General features: G+C 73.6%; 20 protein-coding genes and 2 pseudogenes. 11 read left to right on the forward strand and 11 right to left on the reverse strand.

Translation table 11 applies throughout. The features are described 5' to 3' along the window. Nucleotides 1-40: 40 nt before the first annotated feature. The 3 genes and pseudogenes from OG618_RS02350 to OG618_RS02360 form a co-directional block, all read right to left on the reverse strand. Nucleotides 41-145: pseudogene (locus tag OG618_RS02350) on the reverse strand (IS5 family transposase); the annotation flags it as partial. 324 nt (nucleotides 146-469) lie between these two features. Continuing rightward, nucleotides 470-1,681: a S8 family peptidase gene (locus OG618_RS02355; protein ID WP_329485427.1), complete on the reverse strand. Its 1,212-nt coding sequence runs from the start codon at nucleotides 1,679-1,681 to the stop codon at nucleotides 470-472. 289 nt (nucleotides 1,682-1,970) lie between these two features. After that, entirely contained in the window at nucleotides 1,971-3,128 is a 1,158-nt protein-coding gene (locus OG618_RS02360) for a Dyp-type peroxidase (RefSeq protein WP_329485428.1), read from the reverse strand. Between the two features lie 172 nt (nucleotides 3,129-3,300). Between OG618_RS02360 and OG618_RS02365 the strand changes: the two genes are divergently transcribed. Next, nucleotides 3,301-4,587, forward strand: coding sequence for a right-handed parallel beta-helix repeat-containing protein (locus OG618_RS02365; protein WP_329485430.1), 1,287 nt, complete (start codon nucleotides 3,301-3,303; stop codon nucleotides 4,585-4,587). 78 nt (nucleotides 4,588-4,665) lie between these two features. On the opposite strand, the gene OG618_RS02370 is transcribed toward OG618_RS02365, so the two are convergent. Both OG618_RS02370 and OG618_RS02375 read right to left on the reverse strand, forming a co-directional pair. Then, nucleotides 4,666-5,544, reverse strand: coding sequence for a hypothetical protein (locus OG618_RS02370; RefSeq protein ID WP_329485431.1), 879 nt, complete (start codon nucleotides 5,542-5,544; stop codon nucleotides 4,666-4,668). Nucleotides 5,545-5,669: 125 nt separating this feature from the next. Then, nucleotides 5,670-8,369: an SdrD B-like domain-containing protein gene (locus tag OG618_RS02375; RefSeq protein WP_329485432.1), complete on the reverse strand. Its 2,700-nt coding sequence runs from the start codon at nucleotides 8,367-8,369 to the stop codon at nucleotides 5,670-5,672. 783 nt (nucleotides 8,370-9,152) lie between these two features. Between OG618_RS02375 and OG618_RS02380 the strand changes: the two genes are divergently transcribed. From OG618_RS02380 to OG618_RS02410, 7 genes are all read left to right on the forward strand, one after another. After that, the gene (locus OG618_RS02380; protein WP_329485433.1) at nucleotides 9,153-9,638 is read left to right on the forward strand and encodes an NUDIX domain-containing protein; all 486 of its coding nucleotides are present in this window, start codon (nucleotides 9,153-9,155) and stop codon (nucleotides 9,636-9,638) included. 5 nt (nucleotides 9,639-9,643) lie between these two features. Then, a complete protein-coding gene (locus OG618_RS02385; protein ID WP_329485434.1) occupies nucleotides 9,644-9,880 on the forward strand; it encodes a hypothetical protein in 237 nt (78 codons plus the stop codon). 213 nt (nucleotides 9,881-10,093) lie between these two features. Further along, nucleotides 10,094-10,657, forward strand: coding sequence for a papain-like cysteine protease family protein (locus OG618_RS02390; RefSeq protein ID WP_329485435.1), 564 nt, complete (start codon nucleotides 10,094-10,096; stop codon nucleotides 10,655-10,657). Nucleotides 10,658-10,682: 25 nt separating this feature from the next. Then, nucleotides 10,683-11,543, forward strand: coding sequence for a hypothetical protein (locus OG618_RS02395; protein WP_329485436.1), 861 nt, complete (start codon nucleotides 10,683-10,685; stop codon nucleotides 11,541-11,543). 274 nt (nucleotides 11,544-11,817) lie between these two features. Beyond that, nucleotides 11,818-12,198 (forward strand): nucleotide pyrophosphohydrolase, encoded by a 381-nt coding sequence (locus OG618_RS02400; RefSeq protein ID WP_329485437.1) that lies wholly within the window; start codon nucleotides 11,818-11,820, stop codon nucleotides 12,196-12,198. 116 nt (nucleotides 12,199-12,314) lie between these two features. Next, nucleotides 12,315-12,803, forward strand: a complete 489-nt coding sequence (locus OG618_RS02405; RefSeq protein ID WP_329485438.1) for a GNAT family N-acetyltransferase — start codon at nucleotides 12,315-12,317, stop codon at nucleotides 12,801-12,803. Nucleotides 12,804-12,972: 169 nt separating this feature from the next. After that, a complete protein-coding gene (locus tag OG618_RS02410) occupies nucleotides 12,973-14,142 on the forward strand; it encodes a hypothetical protein (RefSeq protein ID WP_329485439.1) in 1,170 nt (389 codons plus the stop codon). 126 nt (nucleotides 14,143-14,268) lie between these two features. Here the strand turns inward: OG618_RS02410 and OG618_RS02415 are convergent, their stop codons facing one another. Together OG618_RS02415 and OG618_RS02420 are read right to left on the reverse strand one after the other, a co-directional pair. Next, nucleotides 14,269-15,252 carry an SDR family NAD(P)-dependent oxidoreductase gene (locus tag OG618_RS02415; RefSeq protein WP_329485440.1) on the reverse strand — a complete coding sequence of 328 codons (984 nt, stop codon included), beginning with the start codon at nucleotides 15,250-15,252 and terminating at the stop codon, nucleotides 14,269-14,271. An 81-nt stretch (nucleotides 15,253-15,333) separates the two neighbouring features. Beyond that, on the reverse strand, nucleotides 15,334-16,518 hold the full coding sequence (locus tag OG618_RS02420) for a zinc-dependent alcohol dehydrogenase (RefSeq protein ID WP_329485441.1): 1,185 nt from the start codon (nucleotides 16,516-16,518) through the stop codon (nucleotides 15,334-15,336). A gap of 334 nt (nucleotides 16,519-16,852) precedes the next feature. Between OG618_RS02420 and OG618_RS02425 the strand changes: the two are divergent. Then, a pseudogene (locus OG618_RS02425) lies at nucleotides 16,853-17,056 on the forward strand (alcohol dehydrogenase); the annotation flags it as partial. A 72-nt stretch (nucleotides 17,057-17,128) separates the two neighbouring features. Here the strand turns inward: OG618_RS02425 and gndA are convergent. From gndA to OG618_RS02445, 4 genes are all read right to left on the reverse strand, one after another. After that, entirely contained in the window at nucleotides 17,129-18,574 is a 1,446-nt protein-coding gene (gndA, locus tag OG618_RS02430; protein WP_329485442.1) for an NADP-dependent phosphogluconate dehydrogenase, read from the reverse strand. A gap of 24 nt (nucleotides 18,575-18,598) precedes the next feature. After that, nucleotides 18,599-18,859 carry a co-chaperone GroES gene (locus OG618_RS02435; RefSeq protein WP_329485443.1) on the reverse strand — a complete coding sequence of 87 codons (261 nt, stop codon included), beginning with the start codon at nucleotides 18,857-18,859 and terminating at the stop codon, nucleotides 18,599-18,601. Nucleotides 18,860-19,116: 257 nt separating this feature from the next. Continuing rightward, nucleotides 19,117-19,503, reverse strand: a complete 387-nt coding sequence (locus OG618_RS02440) for a VOC family protein (protein ID WP_329485444.1) — start codon at nucleotides 19,501-19,503, stop codon at nucleotides 19,117-19,119. A gap of 122 nt (nucleotides 19,504-19,625) precedes the next feature. Beyond that, on the reverse strand, nucleotides 19,626-20,843 hold the full coding sequence (locus OG618_RS02445; protein WP_329485445.1) for an aminotransferase class V-fold PLP-dependent enzyme: 1,218 nt from the start codon (nucleotides 20,841-20,843) through the stop codon (nucleotides 19,626-19,628). 194 nt (nucleotides 20,844-21,037) lie between these two features. On the opposite strand from OG618_RS02445, the gene OG618_RS02450 reads away from it, so the two are divergent. After that, a complete protein-coding gene (locus tag OG618_RS02450; RefSeq protein ID WP_329485446.1) occupies nucleotides 21,038-21,547 on the forward strand; it encodes a GNAT family N-acetyltransferase in 510 nt (169 codons plus the stop codon). Nucleotides 21,548-21,771: 224 nt separating this feature from the next. Further along, nucleotides 21,772-23,271, forward strand: a complete 1,500-nt coding sequence (locus OG618_RS02455) for an FAD-dependent oxidoreductase (protein WP_329485447.1) — start codon at nucleotides 21,772-21,774, stop codon at nucleotides 23,269-23,271. Nucleotides 23,272-23,447: the final 176 nt, after the last annotated feature.

The following is a 23,447-nucleotide window of genomic DNA, read 5'->3' on the forward strand; positions in this document are numbered from 1 at the left end:
CAACGTGTTTTCCGGTGCTTTCTGCCGTAGACCGGACTGGTCAGAGCCATGCGTTGACGGCTGCGATCAGCACGGTCGCTTCGTAGCGGACGGCGAGTTTGTCGTACCTGGTGGCGACAGCGCGGTGGCGTTTGAGGCGGGGGAAGCCGCCCGGGACGGCGGCTCGGATCGGGGCGGGTTTGAGGAACAGCCGGTGCCCTGGCTCTTCGAGACGGCAGGTCTCCCACACATCCGGCCCGACCGTCTCCCGGGCCCATTCCCCCGTTGCCACAGACACGAGTCTGGCCCCACCACTCACGCGGCAGGGCCAGAACCCACATCCTCATCAGTCTCCCAGCCCTGTCCGGTCGATCATGTGCGGAGCTGTATTGGGCTTCGGGTGGGGGCCGTACATGGTGTGGGCCTTGACGTGGGACCGCCCCGCCGGCCTTGTGGGCTCGGCGGGGCGGCGGCTGTGTGCCAGGGCAGGTCAGAGTCCGCCGGTGTACAGCAGCGCGTTGGGGCTGGACTTGGTGATGTTGGTCAGGGTGTCCTTGGTGGCTTCGGTGTCGAGCCACTCGTTGATGTCGGCGGGGGTGGCGTCGGGGTGGGCGGCGAGGTAGAGGGCGGCGGTGCCGGTGACGTGCGGGGCGCTGAAGGAGGAGCCGTCCAGGGTGGCGCTGCCGCCGCCGAGCTTGGCGGAGGTGATGCCTTCGCCGGGCGCGTAGAGGGACAGGCAGGGGCCGAAGTTGCTGAAGCTGGTCTCCTCGTCCCACTTGTTGGAGGCGCCGACCGTGAGGACGCGTTGGGCGGCGGCGGGGGAGATGAAGCAGGCGTCCTTGGCGCTGTTGCCACCGGCGACGACGGGCAGGACGCCCGAGTCGGAGAGCGCGGTGGCGGCCTTGTCCAGCGCGTCGTTCCTGTCCCCGCCGAGGGAGAGGTTGGCGATGGCGGGCTTCTTGGCGTTGGCGGTGACCCAGTCGATGCCGGCGATGAGCTGCTCGAAGGTGCCTCTGCCGTCGCAGCCCAGAACGCGTACGCTCACCAGGTTCACCTTGCCGGCGATGCCGTAGGTCTTGCCGCCGACGGTGCCGGCGACGTGGGTGCCCTGGCCCTGGCAGTCGGCCCCTTCCTTGCCGTCGCCGATGGTGTCGGTGCCGAGGGTGGCGCGGCCCTCGAACTCGTCGTGGCCGTACTCGATGCCGGTGCCGATCATGTAGGCGGTCACACCGGCACCGTCACCCTTGACGTTGAACTCCCCGTCGCCCTTGCCGTTGACCGGGTCCCACGTCTGCTGGTCGATGCGGTCCAGGCCCCAGCTGGTGGCTGCCTCCCGGTGCTGGGAGGCGGGCGTCGTGGTGGCGTCCGGCGCGCTCACGACGCCGTTCTCCTCCACGCTCTCCACCCCGGGCAGGGCACGCACCCGCTCCAGCTGGGCGGCGTCCAACCGGGCGGAGAACCCGTTCAGGGCGTGCCGGTAGGTGTGCAGCGGCTCGACGCCCCCGACCCTGGCCGCCACCCGAGCCGGGTCCAGGGCCTTGTCCACCGTGACGATGTACTCGCCGGGCACAGCTGCGGCCGTCCTGTGCAGGGGGGCCGCAACGGCCCGCCCGGACGGGCCGTCGGCTGCCGCACCCTGCGAGGCGACCAGCGGAATGAGAAGGATGAGAGCGGCGGACGCGCAGCGCGCGGACAGTCGCATCAGATCTCCGTTCACGAAAAGGGACCGCCCCGGGGCAGTGAGAGCCCCGCACACGACGACCCGCTTCTCTTCCTTCGTCCACCAACCCCCACGCCTTGAGCCGCACCGGCGCGGTCCCGTGCCCAAGATCTTCATCGGTCTGCTAGCCGGCGTTGGTCCGGCGCCGCTTCCGGCCCCGGCGCCGGGTCGGGGCGGGCGAGAGCTGGGAGGACCGGTCGCCGGTCCTCCCAGCGACGTGCTCGGGGGTCGTAGCTCTCACCCGGCCCGGCGGGCGCGACCGCCGGCGGCCCTACGCCCAGAGCTGTTCGCCGAGCGTCCCGCCCGGTGCGGCGCCGGGGAGCACATAGGCCACGGCCGACGCCTGGTGCTCGACGAACGGACCCAGCGCGTCGCGTTCGGCCAGGCGGTTCTGGACCCGGGTGAAGAGGGCGGGATCGCGCATGAAGGCGCAGAACAGCAGGCCGCGGTCGTTCAGGCCGTCGTCGTAGCTGTAGCTGCGGCGGAGCATCCGGGCGCCGCCGTCGAGACGGGGGCTGCTGAGGCGGACGTGCGCGGACGCGGGGATGACGTAGGAGCCGTCCGGGTTCTTGGCGTAGATGTCCGGGTCGTCGTGCTCGGCGGTACCGGTGAGCGGGACGCCGTCGCCGCCGCGGCGGCCCATCACCGCGTCCTGCCGGTCCCCGGGGAGCGCCGCGAAGCCGGCGACGTCCATCCGGATCCGGCGGTACACGAGGACGGTCCCGTTCTCGTGCGGGCCCGGCGGGCCCCAGACCCACTGCCGGGCGGCGTCGTCGTCGGGATTGGCGGTGCCGTCCTTGAAGCCGAACAGGTTCCGCGGTGTCACGCCCCTGGGCGTGAGGGGCAGGAAACCGGACTGGGTCCAGCGGGGGACGAGGCCGGCGGCCTTCGCGGCGGCGGTGGCCAGTTCCGCGACGACGGTCGGGGTCCAGCGGTCGGCGGCGCACAGCTGGACCACCAGATCGCCGTGGCTGCGCGCCGGGTCGAGGCGCTCGCCGGGGAACGGCGGCAGGTCGGCCAGTCCGGCGGGCACGTTCAGGCCGAGCCGGGAGGCGAGTCCGGGACCCACGCCGACCAGGGAGGCGAGCCGGGTCGGCACGCCCGTCCCCAGGCGCGGGTCGGGCAGCGTACCGGCGGCCGCGCCGGAGAGGGTGCGGGTCAGCGCGTCGAGGACGGCGCGGAGGGTCTGCCGGTCCGCGGCCGCGGTGGTCGCCGGGAGGTCGAACGACAGCAGCTGTGCGACAGGCAGTTGAGGCTCCGTCACCCCGGCCTGCCGGGGCCCGTGGAAGGGTACCGCCGACCCGGGCGGCGGGCCGGCGGGGTGCGACCGTTCGTCCGGCGCCAGGACGTCGCCCGCCAGCGCCTCGGCGGCCGCGCCGATCCCGGCGGCCAGCACCGCGCCCGCCGCGAGCACGGCCCTGCGTCCCAAACCGGCCGCGGCTGGTCGTGCCGGTTCCTGCGGATTTCCCGGTTCGGTATGCATGGCCGATATTGGAGACGATAGAACACGTATCATGCAAATCCCCTCTCCTCAGCGCCTGTTGTCCGCTCGGGCCGCCCGGCCCGCCGCATTCCGGGCTTCGCTGCCGAGACGCCTGTCGGTGCTGGTCACCCTGGTCGCGGTGGCGGCGACGGGGTGCTCGGCGACGGATTCCCAGCCGCCCGGGAAACCGCATCCGGCCGGGAACGTCGTTCGCGTACCGGAGGACTTCGCCACGGTGCAGCAGGCGGTGGACATCGCGCGCGAGGGTGACACCGTGCTGATCCAGCCGGGGGTGTACCGCGAGAGCGTGCGGGTCACCGTGCCGCGGGTGGTCGTGCGCGGCACGGACCGGAACGCGGTGGTCCTCGACGGCGGGGTGCGGCTCGTCAACGGCATCACCGTCACCGGCGCCGGCTCGGTGGTGGAGAACCTCACTGTCCGCGGCTTCCTCGCCAACGGCGTCCTGTTCACCGGGGTCACCGACGACCAACTGCAGCATCACGGCGCCGGCGGCTCGGCCTACGACCCGCTGGACACCGTCCGCTTCCCGCCGGTGCAGGGCTTCCGCGCCTCCCGGGTGACGGCGTACAACAACGGGCTCTACGGCATCTACGCCTTCGACGCGCGCGGCGGCGTCATCGAGGACTCCTACGCCTCCGGCGGCGCCGACTCCGGCATCTACGTCGGCCAGTGCAAGCCCTGCGACACGCTGGTGCGCGGCAACACGGTCGAACGCAACGCGGTCGGCATCGAGATCACCAACGCCTCGGACAACCTCACGGTGCTCGGCAACCGCGTGGTCGGCAACCGCGTCGGCGTGACGGTCAACTCCAACGACCTGGAGGCCCTCGCCCCGCAGCACGGCGCGGTGATCGCCGGCAACGTGATCGCCGGCAACAACGCCGCGGACTCGCCCGAGCAGGCCGACGGCGGCTTCGGGATCGGCATCGGCATCGGCGGTGGCACCGCGAACCAGGTGCTGCGCAACCTCGTCCGGGACAACCGCGCGGCCGGGGTCGTCATCACCGACCCGCCCGGACACCCCGCCGTCGGCAACCGCGTCGAGGGCAACCACGCCACGGCCAACGGCGTCGACCTCGTGCTGGCCTCGACCGATCCCGCGAACTGCTTCACCGGCAACTCGCCCGCGACGCAGAGCCCGAACGGCCTGGAGGACGTGGCCGGGTGCGGCGCCGCCGCGCGCCAGGCCGTCCCGGCCGGTCGGCCGGCCCCCGTCGAACCACCGCCCGGCACACCGTTCAACTCCGTGCCCGTGCCGCCCGCCCAGCCGTCGATGCCCGATCCGACCGCGCCCGGCCGCCCGGCGACGGACCTGCCCGGCCCGGTCGATCCGAACCGCTACCCGCTGCCGACCGACGTCGCCGCCATGCCGCGGCCGAACTGAGCCCGACCGGCCGCCAGCGCTGCCCGCCGGTCGGGGATCCCGGGGGGGACCCGGCGGCGCCCGGCCGGCGGCGCCGGTTCAGCCGGCGGCCCAGGGTGCCTCGGGCAGCTTCGCCGCCTCGTCGCGCCCGGTGATCTCGACGGTCGTCGGGGTGCCGAGGCCGGGCATCCGCATCGTCACCCGCCGCAGACCGCCGTCACCGTCGATCCAGTAGGTCAGCGGCGACAACTCACCGTCGGCCCCCGCCCCGTGCGCGGCGTCGCCGGAGCGCGGCCCGGAGAACCGGTCGTAGCTCCGGCCGTCGATCAGGTCGCGGCCCAGCCATCGCGGACCGGACTGCGCGAGCAGCAACGGGTTGTCGGGCCGGTCCGCGCCCAGCTGGATCAGCAGTTGGAGGCCGGAGTCCAGGGGGTCCGCCGTGTAGCCGCGCGGCGACCAGCCCGGGCGGGGGATGTGCTCGGCCTGCTGCCAGGCCGGGCCGCCGCCACCACCCGCCTGCGGCGCCAGCCCCAGTCCGGCGCCGTCCCACACGATCAGCCCGTGGTCCAGCTCACCCGTGGGCCCGGTGACCCGGTAACTTCCCGCCGCCCGGTGGGTGCGGTAGTCCACGACCCCCTCCACCCGCACCATCACGCCACCGCCCTCGGCGGCGGTGAGGGTCACCGTCGCCGGGCTCGCCTGGTACAGGTTGAGGCGCGACACCGCGATGCGCGATGCCTCGTCGACGGTCACCGGCCGGTTGGTGGTGCTGTCGGACACGTTCCGGTAGACGACCACGCCGCCCGTGGCGGCCCCGCACACGGTGACCGCCAGCAGTGCCCTGAGCCAGACGGTCCGCCGCGGCGCGCGGGCGCCGCCGGACCGCTCCCGCGCCGTGGCGCCACCGGACTTCCACCGGGCCGTGAAACCGCCGGGATTCCGCCCGGCCGCCTTGTCGCCGGACTTGCTCAGGGCCATGACCATGCCTTCTCTCACGTCGGTGACACACTCGGGCGGGTTCGCGGACCCGATGGTCAGCGAACCCGCCCGATCCGCCCCTGCCGGCCGCCGGCCCGTCGGGCTCCGACGGCCGGGCCGGGGTGTTACCGGTGCCGGGCCCTACGCCCGCGCAGTCCTACCAGCACCCCACCGAGCGCCGTGAGCGCCACGGCGACGAGGGCCATCGGTACGAGCGGCCCCGTGCCGGTGCTCGCCAGGGGCGAACCCGGCGCGGGCCGCGGCGGGCCCGGTGCGGCGGCCGGCACGACGGGCGGCTCCGGCGGGTACGACGCGGGCGGGACGCCGGCCGTCTCCGTCGGGGTCGGCGTCGCGGCCGGCGTCGTCGGCGTGGGGGTGGGCGACGGGGTGGGCAGCAGCCGGTTGACCGCCGTGACCGAGACGCCGTCCGCGAGGTTCTCGGACGTCAGCACCAGCGGACCGAAGACCGTGCTGTCCGGCGCCGCGTAGCCTTCGGGCGGGCTGAGCTCCTGCCAGTAGTACGTCCCCGGCTCACCGGTGCCCCGGCACAGGCCGTCGGCACCGGTGGTGCACGGGCTCCCCAGCTTCGCGTCCGGCTTGTCACCGGTGGGCTGCAGCCCGTCGGTGCCGTTCGTCTCGTGCCACAGCTGGAACCTCGCCCCCGCCAGCGGCTTGCCGTCCTGGTCGTGCTTGACCAGGCGCAGCGCGCCCTCCTGCCGGCGGAACCCGAAGTCGAACGTGTGGTCGTTCTCGCCCGGCCCGCCGGTGGTCAGCGCCCGTTCGGGGAACCGTCCGCCGTCGGGGACGACGCCCTTGGAGTCGATGAAGTGGTTGTCGCCGACGTCCGCGTCGGTGGGCACCCACTGGTACAGGGGGCCGCCCTTGGCGTAGTCGGCCGGGTTGTCCAGCCTGATGGTGTACTTGGTGCGCGGCTTGAGGCCGCCGTCGACGTCGGAGTCGTCGAAGTAGTACTCGCCGCGGGTGGTCGTCCTCGTCGTGCCGACGAGCTTCCCCGACTCGTCGTAGAGGTGGACGGTCGCGCCCGGGACGGGGCGCTGGCCCGGCCGCTGGACGCCGGTGCGCTCCGGGTCGTACCAGACCCGGTTGCCGATCTGCAGCGGCGCCTGGTCGCAGAGGACCTCCAGGTCGCCCATCGACGCGCCCTTGCCGAACGGGGCCACCGTTCCCGGCGGGTTGAGCCGCAGGCCGAACTTCGGGTCCTGCTTCCCGTCGCGCTGGAGGAACGACGTGCCGTACCCCAAGGCGGTGTGGTTGGGGTCGAAGGCGGAGACCGCGATGGTGTTCTCGACCTTGGAGAGCGCCATGCCGGCGAACGCCGTGTTGCGGTGGCCGCCCCAGCTGGTGTCGAAGAACCGGGTGCCCCGGGGGGACAGCCCGCAGCCGTTGTTGGTGTCCAGCACGAACGTGCCGCCCGCCGGGCAGGCCTTGTTCAGGTCGCCGCCGGACATGACGACGGCGACGGAGCCCGGTGCGGGGGCGGCCGGGGCGCGGTCGGCGAAGCGGTCGCGGAAGGCCAGCAGCATCGAGCCGTCGCTCTCGAAGGCGATCTCGCCCAGCTCGGGCTCGGGGTTGGCGATGGTGGAGGCGCCGCACGGATTGCCGTTCTGCGACGTCGGGTAGGTGCTCGTCCACGGGAACCAGCCCGCGCCGTCGCACGGGCCACCGCCGACGGTCGACTGCCGCGGGTAGTCGAGCGGCTGGTCCAGCACCGGCTTGCCGAACACCCCGGTGGCGAGGTCGAACGGCAGGACGACCGCGCGGAGGTCGGCGACCTTGCCGGTGGACTCGCCGGAGCACACCCCGCCGAGGTAGCCCTTGCCGTCCTGGAGGCCCAGGCCGAAGGGGCGCCAGTCCCCCGCCGCCGGGCAGCCCGGGTCCGGGACGGCGTAGGAGGCCTTCGGCGCCGCCGCGGTGGGCGCGGTGGCGTCGTAGCGGTAGAGCCTGCGGTCGTTGAGGTTCACGACGAACAGGTCCCGGCCGTCATCGGTGATCTTGAGGCCGCCCAGGCTCTCCTTGCCCGGCACACCGAGGAAGGCGTCGTCGGTGCCACCGCCGTGAACCGTCGCACCGGCCTCCGGGACGGTGGTGAACAGGGTCGTCCTCTTCTGGGCGAGGTCGGTGACGTAGATCGCCCCGGCGCCGCCCGGACCGTAGTCGGTGGTGCGCTTGGCCAGCGCGGAGGAGAACACCCGCCGGTCGGAGCGGTTCCACCCGATGCCGTAGAGCGTGCCGGTCTCGGCGTCGGTGGCGATGTCCGTGGCGTTCACGTCCACGCCGTCCTGGCCGCGTGCGCTGTAGGGGAAGGACACCAGCGTGCGCTGGGCGCCGCCCTCGCGCGAGGTGGGCTGACAGGTCGTCACCAGCGGTGCGTTCTTCTGGCAGTAGTCACCGGGGTTCCACAGCCCCGTCGTGAACGCGACGTTCTTGCCGCCGGAGAGGTCGACGAACTCCTCGTTGCTGCTCAGCCTGTTCGGAGCGCCGTCCAGTCCCTCCCGGGAGGCGAAGGCCGGGAACAGCACGCCCGGCTTCGGATTCACCACCTGGACGCGGTACTTGCCGCCGGACAGCTTCGCCGCCGGGGCGAGGGTGACCGTGCCGTCCGCCGCCGTCGCCCCCTGGACCGCGGTGCCGGCGTCATCGGTGAGCGTCACCGTGACACCCGCGAGGCCGGGTTCCAGTGCCGGCGTCCAGACCCCGCTCGTGTCCACCGCCCGCACCACCCGGACCGTCACCGACCCGTCGCCGGACTGCGGGAACGCCGCCGGCGCCACGGCCAGCGAGCAGCCCGCGATCCCCAGTGCCACTGCCGCGGTTCTCGCCACGGCCCGGCGGCCGGGCGAACCCGACCGCCCCCAACCCGGCCCGCGCGCGGAGCCGTTCAACCGATCACTTGTAGATGTCATTCCCACTCTCATCGTCGAGGGCCTGCGCCCGGCCGCCTGAGGAGCCGTGTGGAGTGACGGAGCACCCGCCATTCAGCGGAAGCTTAAAGGCGTCGTAAGGAAGGTGCGGGCACAATCGTCATTTTGACGCTCCATCAGGTGACTCTCCCCGATCTCGGCGGCGACCAGGAGGTCCGCGGGCGGTACGCCTGCGGACCGACCGCCGACCCCGACATACCGACGCCCCAAACCTTCCCGGGCAACTCGCCAGCCGAACGGGTGAATCCGCCGACGACTGTCCGCCGCGCACCCTCCCCACCCGACGAGCACCCGCCACCGGCGCGAAGCCGCACGGTCGGCCAGTGCTCGAACGCGCGCTCGCCGCCTGTGCACTGGGCTCCGCCACCCTCGCCGCACTCCCTCGCGACCACCTCGGGGTGTCCTCGGAAGCGCGCACGGTGCTCGAAAAGTCCCCGTTCGCCCCGGGCACGCCCGACGGATATCCGCTTGAACGCCGCACTCGAACAGCACCATCATCAGACGCCACCCGACCCGAGGTGACCACGCGAACTCGACCAGCCCACAGCCTACTTGACGCTCATCGCCGGCCAGACGGCGCGCCGGCCGGCCTGAGCACGGGTGCCCCGCCGCACCCCGCCGACCACCGCGAGTCCCCGTCAGCCGAGCAGTCCCGGAGGTAGCACCGTGGAGATCCTTCGCCAGGCCGTGTCCGTCATCGTCCACGACCAGGACCGAGATCTGGTCGCGACGCTCCGCTACGCCGCGCACGGCTGGCGCGCGACGCCGGCGTGGACGATCCCCGGCGGCAAGGTCGAGGAGGGCGAGCGGCTCGACGAGGCCGCCGCCCGCGAGTTGCGGGAGGAGACCGGGCTGATCACCGATCCCGGGGGCCTACGGCTCGTGCACACGATCCAGGTCCGCCAGGGCTGGGACGGCGAGGGCCCGTTCCTGCTGTCGGTGTTCCTCGCCACCGCCTGGAGCGGGGAACTGACGAACACCGAGCCGGACAAGCACCTCGGCGCCCACTGGTCCCCGGTCGACGCGCCACCGCTGCCGATGTTCGCCACCGCCCACGCCGCCCTCACGCTCTACCGGGGCGGGGGCCGCGGCTTCTCCACCCACGGCTGGGGCGGCGAAGGGTCCGACCCGCGTGCGCTCGTCGGCGCGTGAGACCGGTGGGCCGACACCGCCGACCGCCCGACCCGCACCTGCCGGACGACGCCGACCTGCGGCTGCGCGCGATCGCGCGGCAGCAGAACGTCGTGGAGGAGGGCGTCGCCGTCCTCCCCGGCAGCGCCGCCCCGTACGCCTACCGGACGGTGCACCGGCCGGACGGCGGAGTCGACCACCACCTCGTCCGCCTCGATCCCCCGCCGCCCCCGCTCTCCCGCCGGCCGGGTGAGCCGCGATGACGCCCGCGCCCGCCCCGGCCCCGCCGTGGAACCGCACCGCGGCCATCACCTCCCCCGGCGTGAGGTCCTCGGCGTCGTCGGCCCTGCATATATGACGATTCATCCTTGTAGGTGCAGTTTCTATACACACCATGGGTGACAGCGCGAATTCGTGCTGTCATAGCTGCGCCAGATCCCCCGGCACGCATCGCACCTTCGCGGGAAGGCAGGAAGATGGGCAGATCCACGTTCGCGGCCACGACGATGGCCGTCGCACTGACGGTTTCGGGGTTGCTCGCCGCCGTAGGGAGCCCGGCCCACGCCGAGGCGGGGCAGGACAACATCGGCATGTACAAACAGGAGAAGACCCAGTGGTGCTGGGTCGCCTCCGGGCTGACGATCGCCAAGTTCCAGGGCTACGGCAGCACACAGACGGACTTCTGCACCCGGGCCCAGCCCTCCTACGGCTGCAACAACCAGCCCGCCACACTCGACGACATGGCCAGGGGCTGGAACAGCCTCGGCATGGCCCACCCCGGCTCGGGCCTGAACAGCGCGGCCACGTTCAACCAGGTCTACACCGACGTCAAGGCGGCCCGCCCGGTCGCCGCCCGCATCGGGTGGACGTCCGGCGGTGGCCACATGAACGTCGTCTACGGCTTCGACACGTCGAACAACACCATCGGCGTCGCAGACCCGTGGCCGGACACCGCCACCTACACGTGGTGGAACTACAACGACTACGTCAGCAACAGCTCGTTCAAGTGGACCCACTCCCGGATCGGCATCTCCCGTTAAGGCAGGCGGCATGCACCGAGCAAGAATGTCCAGCAAGCGGGCGGCCTCCCGCCGCTCCCGCCTGACCACCGTCCTGGTACTGAGCGCGGCCGCGCTGCTGACAGTCACCGGCCCCGCCCACGCGACCGCGCCCATGGACCCGCTCCCGGCGGACATCCCGGACTACCAGGCCGCCCTCGACCTGGTGAAGTCGGCCGACGTCCGCGCCACCGTCTGCCGGTTCCTCAGCGTGCCGGTGCCCCAGGGGGACGCGGTCGGCGCACCGCAGGCGATCCCCGACAAGGCCGACCCGTGCGAGGGCCTGCCGGCGTTCACCGTCAAGGACCCGTTGGCGCTGAACGAGATCACTCCCGGCTTCGCCGCGGGGACGTCACTGCCGATCGCCACCGAGGCGGTCAAGCTGAGCTATCTGGTCTCCGCGCTGAACGCCCCGGTCAACGGGCGGAACGCCACCGTCATGCTCGCCCCCACGCAGGGCGGCGGGTGGCATCTGGCGGCCGTGCGCGAGGGCGACAGCGACGCCACGTTCGCGGGCAGGGCCACGGTGGGGACGCTGGTGTTCTCCGAGCCGCAGATCCGCGGCTGGTACCAGCTGAAGCTCACCACGGTCGAACCGCTCAACGACCAGGCGCGGCAGGGGCTGGACGGCCAGTCGGCGGTATCGCTGAGCACCTACCAGAAGCTGGTCAAGGCCCGCTATGCCGACAAGCTGCCCGGCTCGGTGTACGACACCACGGGCATGTCCAGCGGCTACGGCGTCGCGAAGAAGTCGGCAGCCGCCCCTTCCTCGACACCCGTGCTCGTCGGCGGTTCGGGCGTGGCCCTGGCGCTCGCGGGTGGCGCCTTCGCCCTCCTCCGCCGCCGCCGGCGCGACAACGTCGCCTGAACGCGGCCACCGTCGCCTGAACGCGGCCACCGTCGCCCCGGCCCCGCCGCCGACCGGGGTCGGGGCGAGGCCGCCCACCGGTGCTGTCCCACGACGCCATCGAACGGCACGACGTACCGCAGGGTGAATCCCTCGGGAGAGGTTCGACCGGGAATCGACTGTCAGAACTGACGAGGCGTCATAGAACGGGACCGACAGCGACTCAGGTGAATCGCCGGGCGTGCGTCGACGTGATGACGACGCACGCCCGGCGCCGTCCGTACGGGAGCCGACCATGTCCGTACGGGAGCCGACCATGTCCGACCGGGAGCGGCTGCACGACGCGGTGCTCGAAGTCCGTGAGTCCTACGACCGGCTGAACGAGCAGCGGCTCGGCCGCCGGTGGGACCTCACCGACTACGCGCTCGGTTTCGTGGGCGACGTGGGCGACCTCGCGAAGCTGGTGATGGCCCACGAGGGCCACCGCACCGACGTGGCGGGCGGCCGCGAGCTGCTCGCCCACGAGCTGTCGGACTGCCTGTTCTCCCTCCTGGTGATCGCCGAGGAGACCGGCATCGACCTCGAAGCCCGGTTCGCGGCCGACATGTCCGCCCTCGCCGCCCGGGTCCGCGCGCAGCTCACCACGGGAGCGACGCCGCCTCCCGCCACCCCCTGACCCAACCGGGTGCCACGCAGTACGAGCGACGAACGCCCCGCCCCGGGGCGAATGCCCCGAATGGTGTTGCGCCTCGCCGACGTGTGGTGGAGCCTCTCAGGCTGGAGGTGGTCCAGGTGACCGACATCAGGGTCTCGCTGTCCGTGCGCGACCTCACCCACGAGGACCTGCCCTCGTGCGGCTGGGCGGGCTCCGCCCTGCACGTGCGCCGGCTCGCCGACCAGGTGCGGCGGGCCGAGCGCGGTGAGGTCGACTACCTGGCCGTGCACGGGCCCGCCGGCCTGCCGGTGGCGATCGGCGGCGTCGACTACACGGTCAGGAACGGTGCCGGCACGCTCTGGCAGCTCGGCGTCCATCCGGCGCTCCGGTCGTGCGGCATCGGCACTCTGCTGATCGCCTCCGCGGAGGCCCGGATCACCGCCCGGGGCCTGACGGTGGCCGAACTGGGCGTGGAGGAGGGCAACCCCAGGGCCCGCGCCCTCTACGAGCGGCTCGGCTACCGGGCCTACGGCCGCGAACCGGACTCCTGGGAGGCGGAGACCGCGGAGGGCTCGGTCGAACGGTACGAGACCGTGTGCACGTTGATGCGCAAGGACCTCACGTAGCCGAGGACGGGCTGCACCGACGAAGTCGGCTGGGTGCCGCAGGCTCCGCCGAAGTACCCCGTCCTCGTGCGGTGCGTCACCGGGCGGAAAAGCTCACCCCCGGCCGCGGCGCACGCCAGAATCACCTCAGGCCAGTCGGTGCGCCGACACGATCCGAAGGAGCGCCGCCATGACCCGCTACAGTGTCGACCCCGCCCGGCACGAGCTGATCGCCGCCTGGGGAACCGGCGGCGGCGACCTCTCCGCCCGCGTCGCCGTCCTCCCCGCCGAGGCCGACACCGCCGCGCTGCTGCGCCTGGCCGGCACGCTCACCCAGCTGTCCGAGGCGGCCTGGCGCACCTACACCCACCCGGCCAGCGCCGCCGACTCCCTGGAGTCCGGCAGCGAGGGATGGCGGCGCGAGCGGGAGCGCGAGGCCTTCGGCGAGGTCGCCGCCGCCGTCGCCCGCCCCAACCTGCCCCAGGGCGGGATGCTGACCGTCTCCTACAGCCCCCTGGTGGAGTCCGCGAACCGGATCGGCCGTGCCCTGGTGGCCCTGGGCGACCCGGAACTCACCGCGACCGTCCTGGCCGAGGCCGCCCAGGAGCTCGCCGCCGTGGAGAGCGCCGAACTCGGCGACCTCTCCGGCCGCGCCCAGCAGGCCGTCCTGCTCAGCCGCGAGGACGCCTCGCCCGCCCAGGTCGCCGCCGCCGACCACCTCTTCCGTCAGGACCCGTTCGGCCCCGCTGAGCTCTTCTCCGGCATCGACCCCACCGCCGCGGCCGTCGCCGCGGCCCACTGGCTCACCGCCGCGGCCGAGATCGCCGCCGAGGCCTCCGGCCACGACCGCGCCACCGTCGTGGTCGAAGCCGACGCCATCGAGGCGCTCGCCCACGAGACCCCCACCCTCGTCCTCGAACTCATCGACGCCGGAGCGTCCCCGCACGACGCCGTCGCCGGGCTCGTCCGGCACGCCCTTCAGGTGGCCGACGGTCTGCTGCCCGACCCCACCGCCCTGCGGGACCAGCTCAACGACTTCGAGGAGGCCCTCGCCGAGTACGCGGAGGACGACGGCGACGAGGGCCTCGCCCCGGAGGACACCGGCCTGCGCCTGACCCCCCTCGACCCGCGGCGCCCTGCCCGCGACCTCCTCGAAGACCTCCTCGCCGGCATCCACGGCTGCTGGCTCCTCCACGACCAGTACACCGACGCCGACCACGACGAGGACGCGACCCCGGAGACCCCCGCCCACGAGGACGACGAGGAGGCCGCTGAGGAGTTGCACCAGCAGCGCAGCCGTGGTCAGTTCGCCGCCCGGGTGCGCGCCGTCGCGGCCCGCGATCGCGACCGGCTGGTCTGACGCCGCAGCGCTGTCGAACCGCCACCGGCGGCGGCCGCTCCGCCGGCGCGACCCGGCGCGACCCGGCGCGTGCCGGCGGCGACGGACCCGACACGCCGCCGGGATCGGGGGTCCGCCCGGAACTCGTCAGCGGCCGGGTCCGGGTTCGCCGTAGCGGCGCCCCGCGCGGTCGCCGAGCACGGTGACGGCCGCGGGGAGCGGCGAGTCGGCCGCGGCCCGGGACCCGCGGACGTTGCGGCGCGGGTCCTGCCCCGGCCCCGGCAGGATCCGTGCGGCGAGGCCGAGCAGGCGGGTCGTGGTGGCGGGAGCGAGGCCCTGGAGCCGGACGCCCACCTTGGCCGCCGGGGTGAGGACGAGTTCGGGCCTGCGGCGCTCGGCGGCGCGGACGATGGCGCGGGCGGCGCGCTCCGCGTCCATGGACAGCAGGGGGAGCGACGCCGCCGCGGCGAACCAGCTGTACTCGGCGCCGGGCCTGCCGTGGAAGCGGGCCGCGGTGTGCGAGCCGGTCCGCATCAGGCCGGGCAGCACGGTGGTGACACTGACGCCGGCCCCCTCGCCCGCTCCGGCTCCCGCTCCGGCGAGTTCGGCCCGCAGTCCCTGCGACAGGCCGGCCGCGGCGAACTTCGCGGTGGCGTACGGGAGCAGGTGGGGTGCGGCGATGCGTCCGCCGACGGAGGAGATGTTCACCAGCGTGCCGGCCGTACTGGCCCGTAGGTCGGGCAAGGCCGCGAGGGTCAGCCGCAAGGGGGCGAAGAGCATCGTCTCCATCGCCTCGCGGAAGTCCTCCTCCCGCAGCGCGTCCAAGGGGCCGACCTGGATGATGCCGGCGTTGTTGACCAGCACGTCCAGGGGCCCGAAGCGGTCGTGCACCGCGTCCAGCAACGCGCGCGGGGCGGACTCGTCGGTGATGTCGCAGACCACGGACGCCACCTCGGCGCCCTCGGCACGCAGACGGCTCTCGGCGAATCCGAGCTCGCGCGGGTCGCGGGCGCAGAGCATCACCCGGCAGCCGCGCCGGGCGAGTTCCCGGGCGATGAGCAGGCCGAGGCCTCGCGACGAGCCCGTGACCAGGGCGGTCCGGTCGGCGAAGCGGTGCAGCGTTCGGGACATGGGGGCTCCCGGGAGCGGTCACGCCGGTGCGGCGTCGGGGACGGGGATCAGGCGGGGACGGGGATCAGGCGGGGACAGGGATCAGGGATTGAAGAGGATCTTGACGGCGCCGTCCTGCTTCTTCTGGAAGAGGCGGTAGGCGTCGGGCGCCTCGGCGAGCGGGAGATGGTGGGTGGCGAAGGCCTCCACGCCCAGCGGGTCGTCGTCGGAGAGCAGCGGGAGGATGTCGTCGGACCAGCGGTGGACGTTGGCCTGGCCCATGCGCAGCTGGATCTGCTTGTCGAACAGGGTGAGCATCGGGAGCGGATCGGTCATGCCGCCGTAGACCCCGGACAGGGAGATGGTGCCGCCGCGGCGGACGATGTCGATGGCGAGGTGGAGGGCGTGGAGACGGTCCACTCCCACGTGCTGCATGAGCCGGGCGGCCAGGGCGCTCGGCAGCAGGGCCGTGGACTGCTGGGCGAGGGTCGCGGCCGGCGAGCCGTGCGCCTCCATGCCGACGGCGTCGATGACGGCGTGCGGGCCGCGGCCCTCGGTCATCTCACGGATCGTGTCGGCCAGGTTCTTGCCGTGCCGGTCGAGGTCGAGGACGGTGGTCCCGCGGGCGCGGACCCGCTCCAGGCGTTCCGGTACGAGGTCCACCCCGATCACCTGGCCGGCGCCGCGGTGGGCGGCGATCCGGGTGCACATGTCGCCGATCGGCCCGAGGCCCAGGACGACCAGGCTGCCGCCATCGGGCACGTCGGCGTACTCCACGGCCTGCCAGGCGGTCGGGAGGACGTCGGAGAGCAGGACGTACCGGTCGTCGGGCGGGCCCTGCGGCACCTTGATGGGCAGCGTGTTGCCGAACGGTACGCGCAGTAGCTCGGCCTGCCCACCGGGCACCTGGCCGTAGAGCTTCGTGTACCCGAACAGTGACGCCCCGGTGCCGTACTCGCGGACCTGGGTCGTCTCGCACTGCGAGTGCAGACCCTGCACACAGGTGAAGCAGGTACCGCAGGAGACGTTGAAGGGCACCACGACCCGGTCGCCGGGCCGGACGGCGGTGACCTCGGGGCCGACCTCCTGGACCACGCCCATCGGTTCGTGGCCGAGGATGTCGCCCGGATCCAGGAACGGGCCGAGGACCTCGTAGAGGTGGAGGTCCGATCCGCACAGTCCGGTGGTGGTGATCTTCACGATGACGTCGGTCGGGTCCTCGATCACGGGATCGGGCACCGATTCGACCCGTACGTCCCGCCTTCCTTGCCAGGTCAGAGCCTTCACGGCCACTCCTCTCACTGGATCCCCCCTCGGCGCCGCGGCTCGCACGCGAGCCGCGCGGACGCGCGATTGCCGGTGCGCGCCCACCGGGAGGCGACTGGTGCCCGCCCTCCCGCACGGCCCGCGCCTGCCCGGGCGCGGGAACGTGAAACGCCCCCCGCGCAGGGGGGGCGGGTCGCCGCCGTCGCCCTCGCCCGCCGTGCGCGATCGGGCCGAAACTGCTCTGCTGGGTGCGGATGTGCCTTCCGCGCGGGATGCCGTACCCGCACCCGGTCGTGCCCGTACCCGGTCGTGCGCATCAGTACCCGGTCGTGCCAGTGCTCGGGAGAGGTCCGGGCCGAACCAGCTGCTGATGAGCGGCAAGATCATCCGCGGTCATCCCTCGGGCACCGCGCGGGACGTGCAGGACACCATGGAGTTCAGCGTGCTCCACGGCATCCGGCCGATGATCGAGACGGTGCCGCTGGACGGGACCACCGCGGCCTACGAGCGGATGCCGGCCGGCGCCGCCCGCTTGCGGCTGGTCGTCACCAGCGGCTGACCCGTGGCGCCCGCGTGGCTCGGCCCTCCCGGGTGGACCCGGGAGGGCCGAGCCACGCTTCGGGCGGGCCGCTCAGCGCCGCTCCTCCGGGCGCTGCGGCTCCTCCCAGCGGGTGTGGAAGACCCCGTCGCGGTCGACCCGCCGGTAGGTGTGCGCGCCGAAGAAGTCCCGCTGCCCCTGGACCAGGGCGGCCGGCAGCCGCTCGGCCCGCAGGCTGTCGTAGTACGCGAGCGCGGTCGCGAAGCCCGGCGCCGGCACGCCCAGCTGGGCCGCCGTCGAGACCACCCGCCGCCAGGCCGACTGGGCGGACCCGAGCGCCTCCGTGAAGTGGGCGTCGGTCAGCAGGGTGGGCAGCTCCCGGTTCCCGTCGTAGGCGGCCTTGATCCGGTCGAGGAACCTGGCCCTGATGATGCATCCGCCGCGCCAGATGGCGGCCATCTCACCGGGGTCGATCCGCCAGGAGTACTCGGCGCTGCCGGCCTGGATCTGCTGGAAGCCCTGGGCGTACGCGACCATCTTGGAGGCGTACAGGGCCTGCTCGACGTCGTCGGCGAAGCGGTCCGCGGCGGCGCTGTCCAGCCAGGTCTCGGTCGGTCCGGGCAGGCCGCGGCCCGCCTCGCGCAGGGACACGCCGCCGGACAGCGACCGGGCGAAGACCGCCTCGGCGATGCCGCCGACGGGCACCCCGAGCTCCAGCGCGGTCTGGACCGTCCAGCGCCCGGTGCCCTTCTGCTCGGCCCGGTCCAGCACGACGTCGACGAAGGGCCGGCCGGTGTCCGCGTCGGTGTGGGCCAGGATGTCCGCGGTGATCTCGATCAGGTAGGACTCCAGCCGCCCGCCGTTCCAGGTGCGGAACACCTCGGCGATCTGCGGCGGCTGCAGGCCCGCGGCGTGCCGCAGCAGGTCGTAGGCCTCGGCGATCAGCTGCATGTCCGCGTACTCGATGCCGTTGTGGACCATCTTGACGAAGTGGCCGGCGCCGTCCGGTCCGACGTGCGTGCAGCAGGGCTTGCCGTCGACCCGGGCCGCGATGTCCTCCAGCAGCGGTCCCAGCAGCCGGTACGCATCCGCCGTGCCGCCCGGCATGATGCTGGGGCCCTCCAGCGCGCCCTGCTCGCCGCCGGAGATGCCGCTGCCGACGAAGTGCAGCCCGCGCCCGCGCAGGGCGGCCTCCCGCCGTCGGGTGTCGAGGAAGTGGGCGTTCCCGCCGTCCACCAGCACGTCGCCCTCGTCGAGCAGCGGGACGAGTTCGTCGATGACCGCGTCGGTCGGCTCCCCGGCCTTGACCATGACGACGATCATGCGCGGGCGTTCGATCGCCGCGACGAACGCCTCCGGCGAGTCGGCCGGGACGAACTCGCCCTCGTGCCCGAACTCCTCCAGCAGGGCGGTGGTCCTGGTCCGGGTGCGGTTGTGCACGGCGACGCGGTAGCCGTGGCGGGCGAAGTTCCTGGCCAGGTTGCGGCCCATCACGGCCAGTCCGGTGACGCCGATCCGGGCCTTCGACTGCTCGGTCATGACGTTCTCCTCCTCGGCGGGCTCCTACTCGGCGGACAGCGAGAGGACCTCGTCCTCGGGGACCTCCAGGTACCGCTCCCCCGCGACCTCGATCTCCGAGCCCGAGAACGTGGCGAAGACGATCCGGTCGCCGACCTTGACGTCCACCGGGTGCGGCTTGCCGCTCTCCAGCGGCCGGCCGGGTCCCACCGCCACCACCTCGCCCGTACGGGTGTCGGCGTCGGCGGCGGGTTCCCCGATCGGCCTGACGACCAGGCGATCGTGCTCCGGGTGGAAGTCGGGCATGGGGTGCTCCTCTGCACTGGGCGGTACGGGTACGGCCGGTGGAATCGGCGGAACCGGGCGGCCGACGCGCGGCCGAACCGGTCCGCCTCCGATTCTCCCGGGGTTCCCGGATCCTGCACGGTCTGGCCGCGCGCCTTCGGCCTCCCGGGGCTCGCCGGGTCCTTCCGTGGGCCTCACCCGGAGCACACGCGGACCGCACCGCCACCTCGCCCGGACCACACCCGGACAGCGCAGCGCCGCGGGCGGTCGCTCAGCGGTCAGCGGGGCTGGAGCCGGGTGCGCAGGAGGCAGAACTCGTTGCCCTCCGGGTCGACCAGCACGCGCCAGTCCTCGGCGCCGGTCTGGCCGATGTCGACGGGCCTGGCGCCGAGCGCGAGCAGCCGGGCCAGTTCGGCGTCCTGGTCCCGGTCGGTGGGGCTGACGTCGATGTGCAGCCGGAGCTTCCTCCCCGGCCGGGGGTCACCACTGGGGCTGAGGACCAGGGTGGGCTGCGGGCCGCCGAAGCCGACGCCGGGCGGCCCGATCTCGATGCTCCCGTCGGCCTCCCGGCCGAGTTCGACGTAACCGAGGACCTCGCTCCAGAACGCGGCGAGTTGCTCGGGGTCGGCACAGTCGATGACCAGCTCACTGATGCGGCATGTCATGCCCGCCAGTGTACGGAGCCGGGCCGGGCGGCCGGCCTCGGTGCTCCCCCGAGCCGCCGGTTCCGTCCCCGGCGGCTCGGAGGACTCCGACGGGAGGTGGCGGCCTCCCGTCGGAGGCCGGCTCAGTGCCGCTCCGCCGTACCGCGGGCCCAGCTGCCGAGCACGGGGACGCAGCGCTCGGCGAAGTCCTCGTAGTCGGCGGCCGTGTTGTAGACGTGGGTCGAGAGGCGGAAGTAGCCGACGCCGTCGAAGCTGGTGAACGCGGCCTCGACGCCCAGCTCGGCCGCCACCCGGTCGCGCAGGGCGTCGGCTTCGAGTCGGGTGGCGGCCAGGCCGTCGGGGAGCCGGACCAGCCGCAGGGCGTTCACCGGCATGCCGACGTCGACGGCGGCGCTCTCGCCGGTCAGCTTCGTGACGGCCTCGCCGACGATGCGTTCGGCGTAGTCCGCCAGCTCGCGCAGGTAGTCGCGGGCGGCCGCCCAGCCCCAGGTCCGCTCGATGAAGCCCAGCGCCTCCGGGGCCGCCAGGTAGCTGCTGGCGTCGATCGTGCCCTGGGTGTCGAAGCGCTCGGGGAACGGGGCTTCGGCCGCCCAGGAGTCGATCAACGGGTAGAGCTGGTGACGGAGTTCGCTGCGGACCACCAGGGCCGAGGCGCCGCGCGGGGAGCAGCCGAACTTGTGCAGGTTGCCGACCCAGACGTCGAACTCCAGCCCGGCCAGGGGGTCTTCGGCCAGGCCCGGTACGTGGGCCCCGTCTATCAGCAGGGGGATGCCCAGCTCCCGGGCCGCCGCTCCGATCTCCTTCACCGGCATCCAGCGGGCGGTGGCCGAGGTGATGTGGTCGAGGACGATCAGCGCGGTCCGGTCGGTGACCTCGGCGAGCACCGCGGCGCAGGCCTCCTCGGCCGTGGCGTCAAGCGGCACCCGTGCTGTCCGGACGCTGCCGCCCCAGCGGCGGGCCAGCCGCTCGGCGCCCATGGTGACGGCGCCGTAGCCGTGGTCGGTGACCAGCACCTCGCCGCCGGGCCGGGCCGGGAGGTTGCCGTACACGACGCTCGCGCCCGCGCTGGCGTTGGGCACGAGGGCGAGGTCGCGCGGGTCGACCCGCAGGAAGTCCGCGACCTTCGACCGGGCGGCCGCCACCCGCCCGGGCAGGGCCGGGAACCACACCACCGGCGCCCGGTCCATCTCGGCGCGCAGCCGCTGCTGCTCCTGCTGCGCGGCCTCCGGGACGGCGCCGAAGGAGCCGTGGTTGAGGTGGGTCAGCGCCGGGTCCAGCGTCCAGGCGCCGGCGGCGGGCCGACCGTCCGGCAGCAGCAGGGGAAGCGGGGCGGGACTCATGTCGTCTCCAGGAGGGTGCCGTCGGTCGCAGGGTGAGGGTCGTCCGGTGGGGCTGCCGGAGAATCCGGTCCATCATGACGTCCGAGGCCTACGGTGCCTACCGCGGCCCCCGGTTCGGGCCCCGGGCCCCGGGCGGCCCGTGGTGCTCGCGCCCTCCGGTGCGGGAGCGGCGCCCGGCCCGGTAGCGTGCCGGGATGGGAAAGATCGTCACGTATCTGGAGATGACCGGTCGCGAGGAGCTGACGCCGGGTCGGGCGGTGCCCGGGATGGAGCTCCGGCGCGAGGAGGGCTTGTCGGCGCTGGTGCGTTCGGTCCAGGCCCGGGTCGGGGCCCCGTACGGCTGGCGCAGTTCCAGCCGGACCGACCAGCAGTGGACGGAGCTGGCGCGGGCGCACCCGCACCGCCAGTACTGGCTGGTCGAACTGTCGGGCACGACGGCCGGGATCGCCGCCCTGGAGCCCCAGGCCGGCGGGGAGGTGGAGATCGTCACCTTCGGGCTCCTGCCTGAGTACGTCGGGCAGGGGCTCGGCGGCCACGCGCTCACCCTCGCCCTGCGGCAGGCCTGGGCGACCGAGCCGTTCGAGGCGGAGTCGGTCCGCAGGGTGTGGCTGCACACCGATTCGAACGACCACCCGACCGCGCTGGGCAACTACCTGCGCCGGGGTTTGCGCGTCCACCGCACCGAGACCGTCGAGGGCGCCTGACCGGGCCGTCTCCCGCCGGCCGCGGCTGCCCCGGCGCCACACCGCGGCGGCCGCGGCCGCCCCCTCCTGCCGGTCGTGCTGCCCGCGCACCGCCTGGATCGCCTCCCGTGCAGGCTTGCTGTCAGCGGCCTGTGATGCCGTGTCAGTGAGCTGTGTGCGATCCATCAGTGGCCCCGTGGAACCTCGGAGTGCCTGAAGGGTTCAGGCTTCGGAGGGGAGTTCCCGTGCATGACGTGGTAATCGTGGGCGCCGGCCCGGTCGGTCTGTTCCTCGCCTGTGAGCTCGGCCTCGCGGGCTGTTCGGTCCTGGTTCTCGAACGGGAGGCCGAGCCCGGCTCCCCCTGGCGGGCGGCGCCGCTCGGGAGCCGGGGCCTCAACACCGCGTCGGCCGAGGCGTTCCACCGCCGGGGGCTGCTGGACCGGCTGCGGAAGGCCGCGGGTCTCGACGACGCGCCCGGGTCGGCCCGGCCGCGCCTGGGCGGCCACTTCGGCGGAATGATGCTCGACCCGGCCAGGATCGACGTCGCCGCCCTGCCGTTCCGGCTTCCCGGCTCGGCCACGGAGAGCATGATGGCGTCCCTCGACGTGGTCGAGGGGCTGCTGTCCGAGCGGGCGACCGCACTCGGCGTGGAGATCAGGCGCGGCGTCACGGTCTCGGCGGTCACCCAGGACGACGAGGGCGTGGTGGCCTGGGCGGGCGAGGACGCGTACCCGGCGCGCTGGCTGGTCGGCTGCGACGGCGGACGCAGCGCCGTGCGCCGGCTCACGGGCTTCGACTTCGTCGGCACCGGGCCGCAGCTCACCGGCTACTCGATGCGCGCCACCCTGGCCGATCCCGAGGAGCTGGCTTTCGGCTTCAACCTCACACCGACGGGCCTGTACGTCCGGATGCCCGGCAAGGGCCACCTCGCCATGATGGACTTCGACGGCGGCGCGTTCGACCGCTCGCAGACGCCCACCCGCGCGCACCTCCAGTCGGTGCTGCGCCGGGTCTCCGGGACGGACGTGACGCTGGGCGAGGTCGACCTGGTGTCGACCTTCACCGACCGGGCGATGCAGACGACGACCTACCGGCAGGGGCGCGTCCTGCTCGCGGGCGACGCCGCGCACATCCACTCCCCGCTGGGCGGCCAGGGGCTCAACACCGGCATCGGCGACGCCGTGAACCTGGGCTGGAAGCTCGCGGCGACCGTGCACGGGCACGCGCCGGACGGACTCCTCGACAGCTACACCCGGGAGCGCCACCCGGTCGGCGCCGCGGTGCTCGACTGGACGCGCGCCCAGGTGGCGGCCATGCGGCCGGACCCGCACGGGCGGGCGATCCAGGCGGTGGTGCGCGAGCTGATCGGCACCCGTGACGGAGCGACCTTCGTGTTCGAGCGGATATCGGGCGCCTCGGTCCGCTACGACCTCGGCGACGAGAACCCGCTGGTCGGCCGCAGCGCCCCGGACTTCCTCCTCGGGGACGGCACCCGCCTCGGCGAGCTGCTGCGGGACGGCCGGGGCGTCCTGCTCGACTTCACGGTCGACCGGCACCTGCGCGAGGTGGCCGGGGACCGGGAGAGCCGGATCCGGTACGCGGCCGGGCCGGCCGCGAACGACCTCGGGTTCGGCGCCGTACTCGTCCGGCCCGACGGCACCGTCGCGTGGGCGGACGGCCACGACCCCGACCGCAAGTCCCTCGCCTCCGCCGCCGACCAGTGGTTCGGCGCTCCGGCGTCCTGACGCGGTCCCGGCTCCTCCCCTCCTCTCGCCTGCTCGACCGAGTTCCAGGAGCACGCCCATGACGATCGCCGGTTGCCCGTGAGCAGCCGGCCGGACCGGGTTCCTGCGGGAAACCGGTGATCGCCTGTCATGACCCCACCGTTCCCCCTAGCCTGTGAGGGCTCACGGGAGGGGGA

The organism is Kitasatospora sp. NBC_01246 (assembly GCF_036226505.1).
Taxonomy (GTDB): domain Bacteria; phylum Actinomycetota; class Actinomycetes; order Streptomycetales; family Streptomycetaceae; genus Kitasatospora.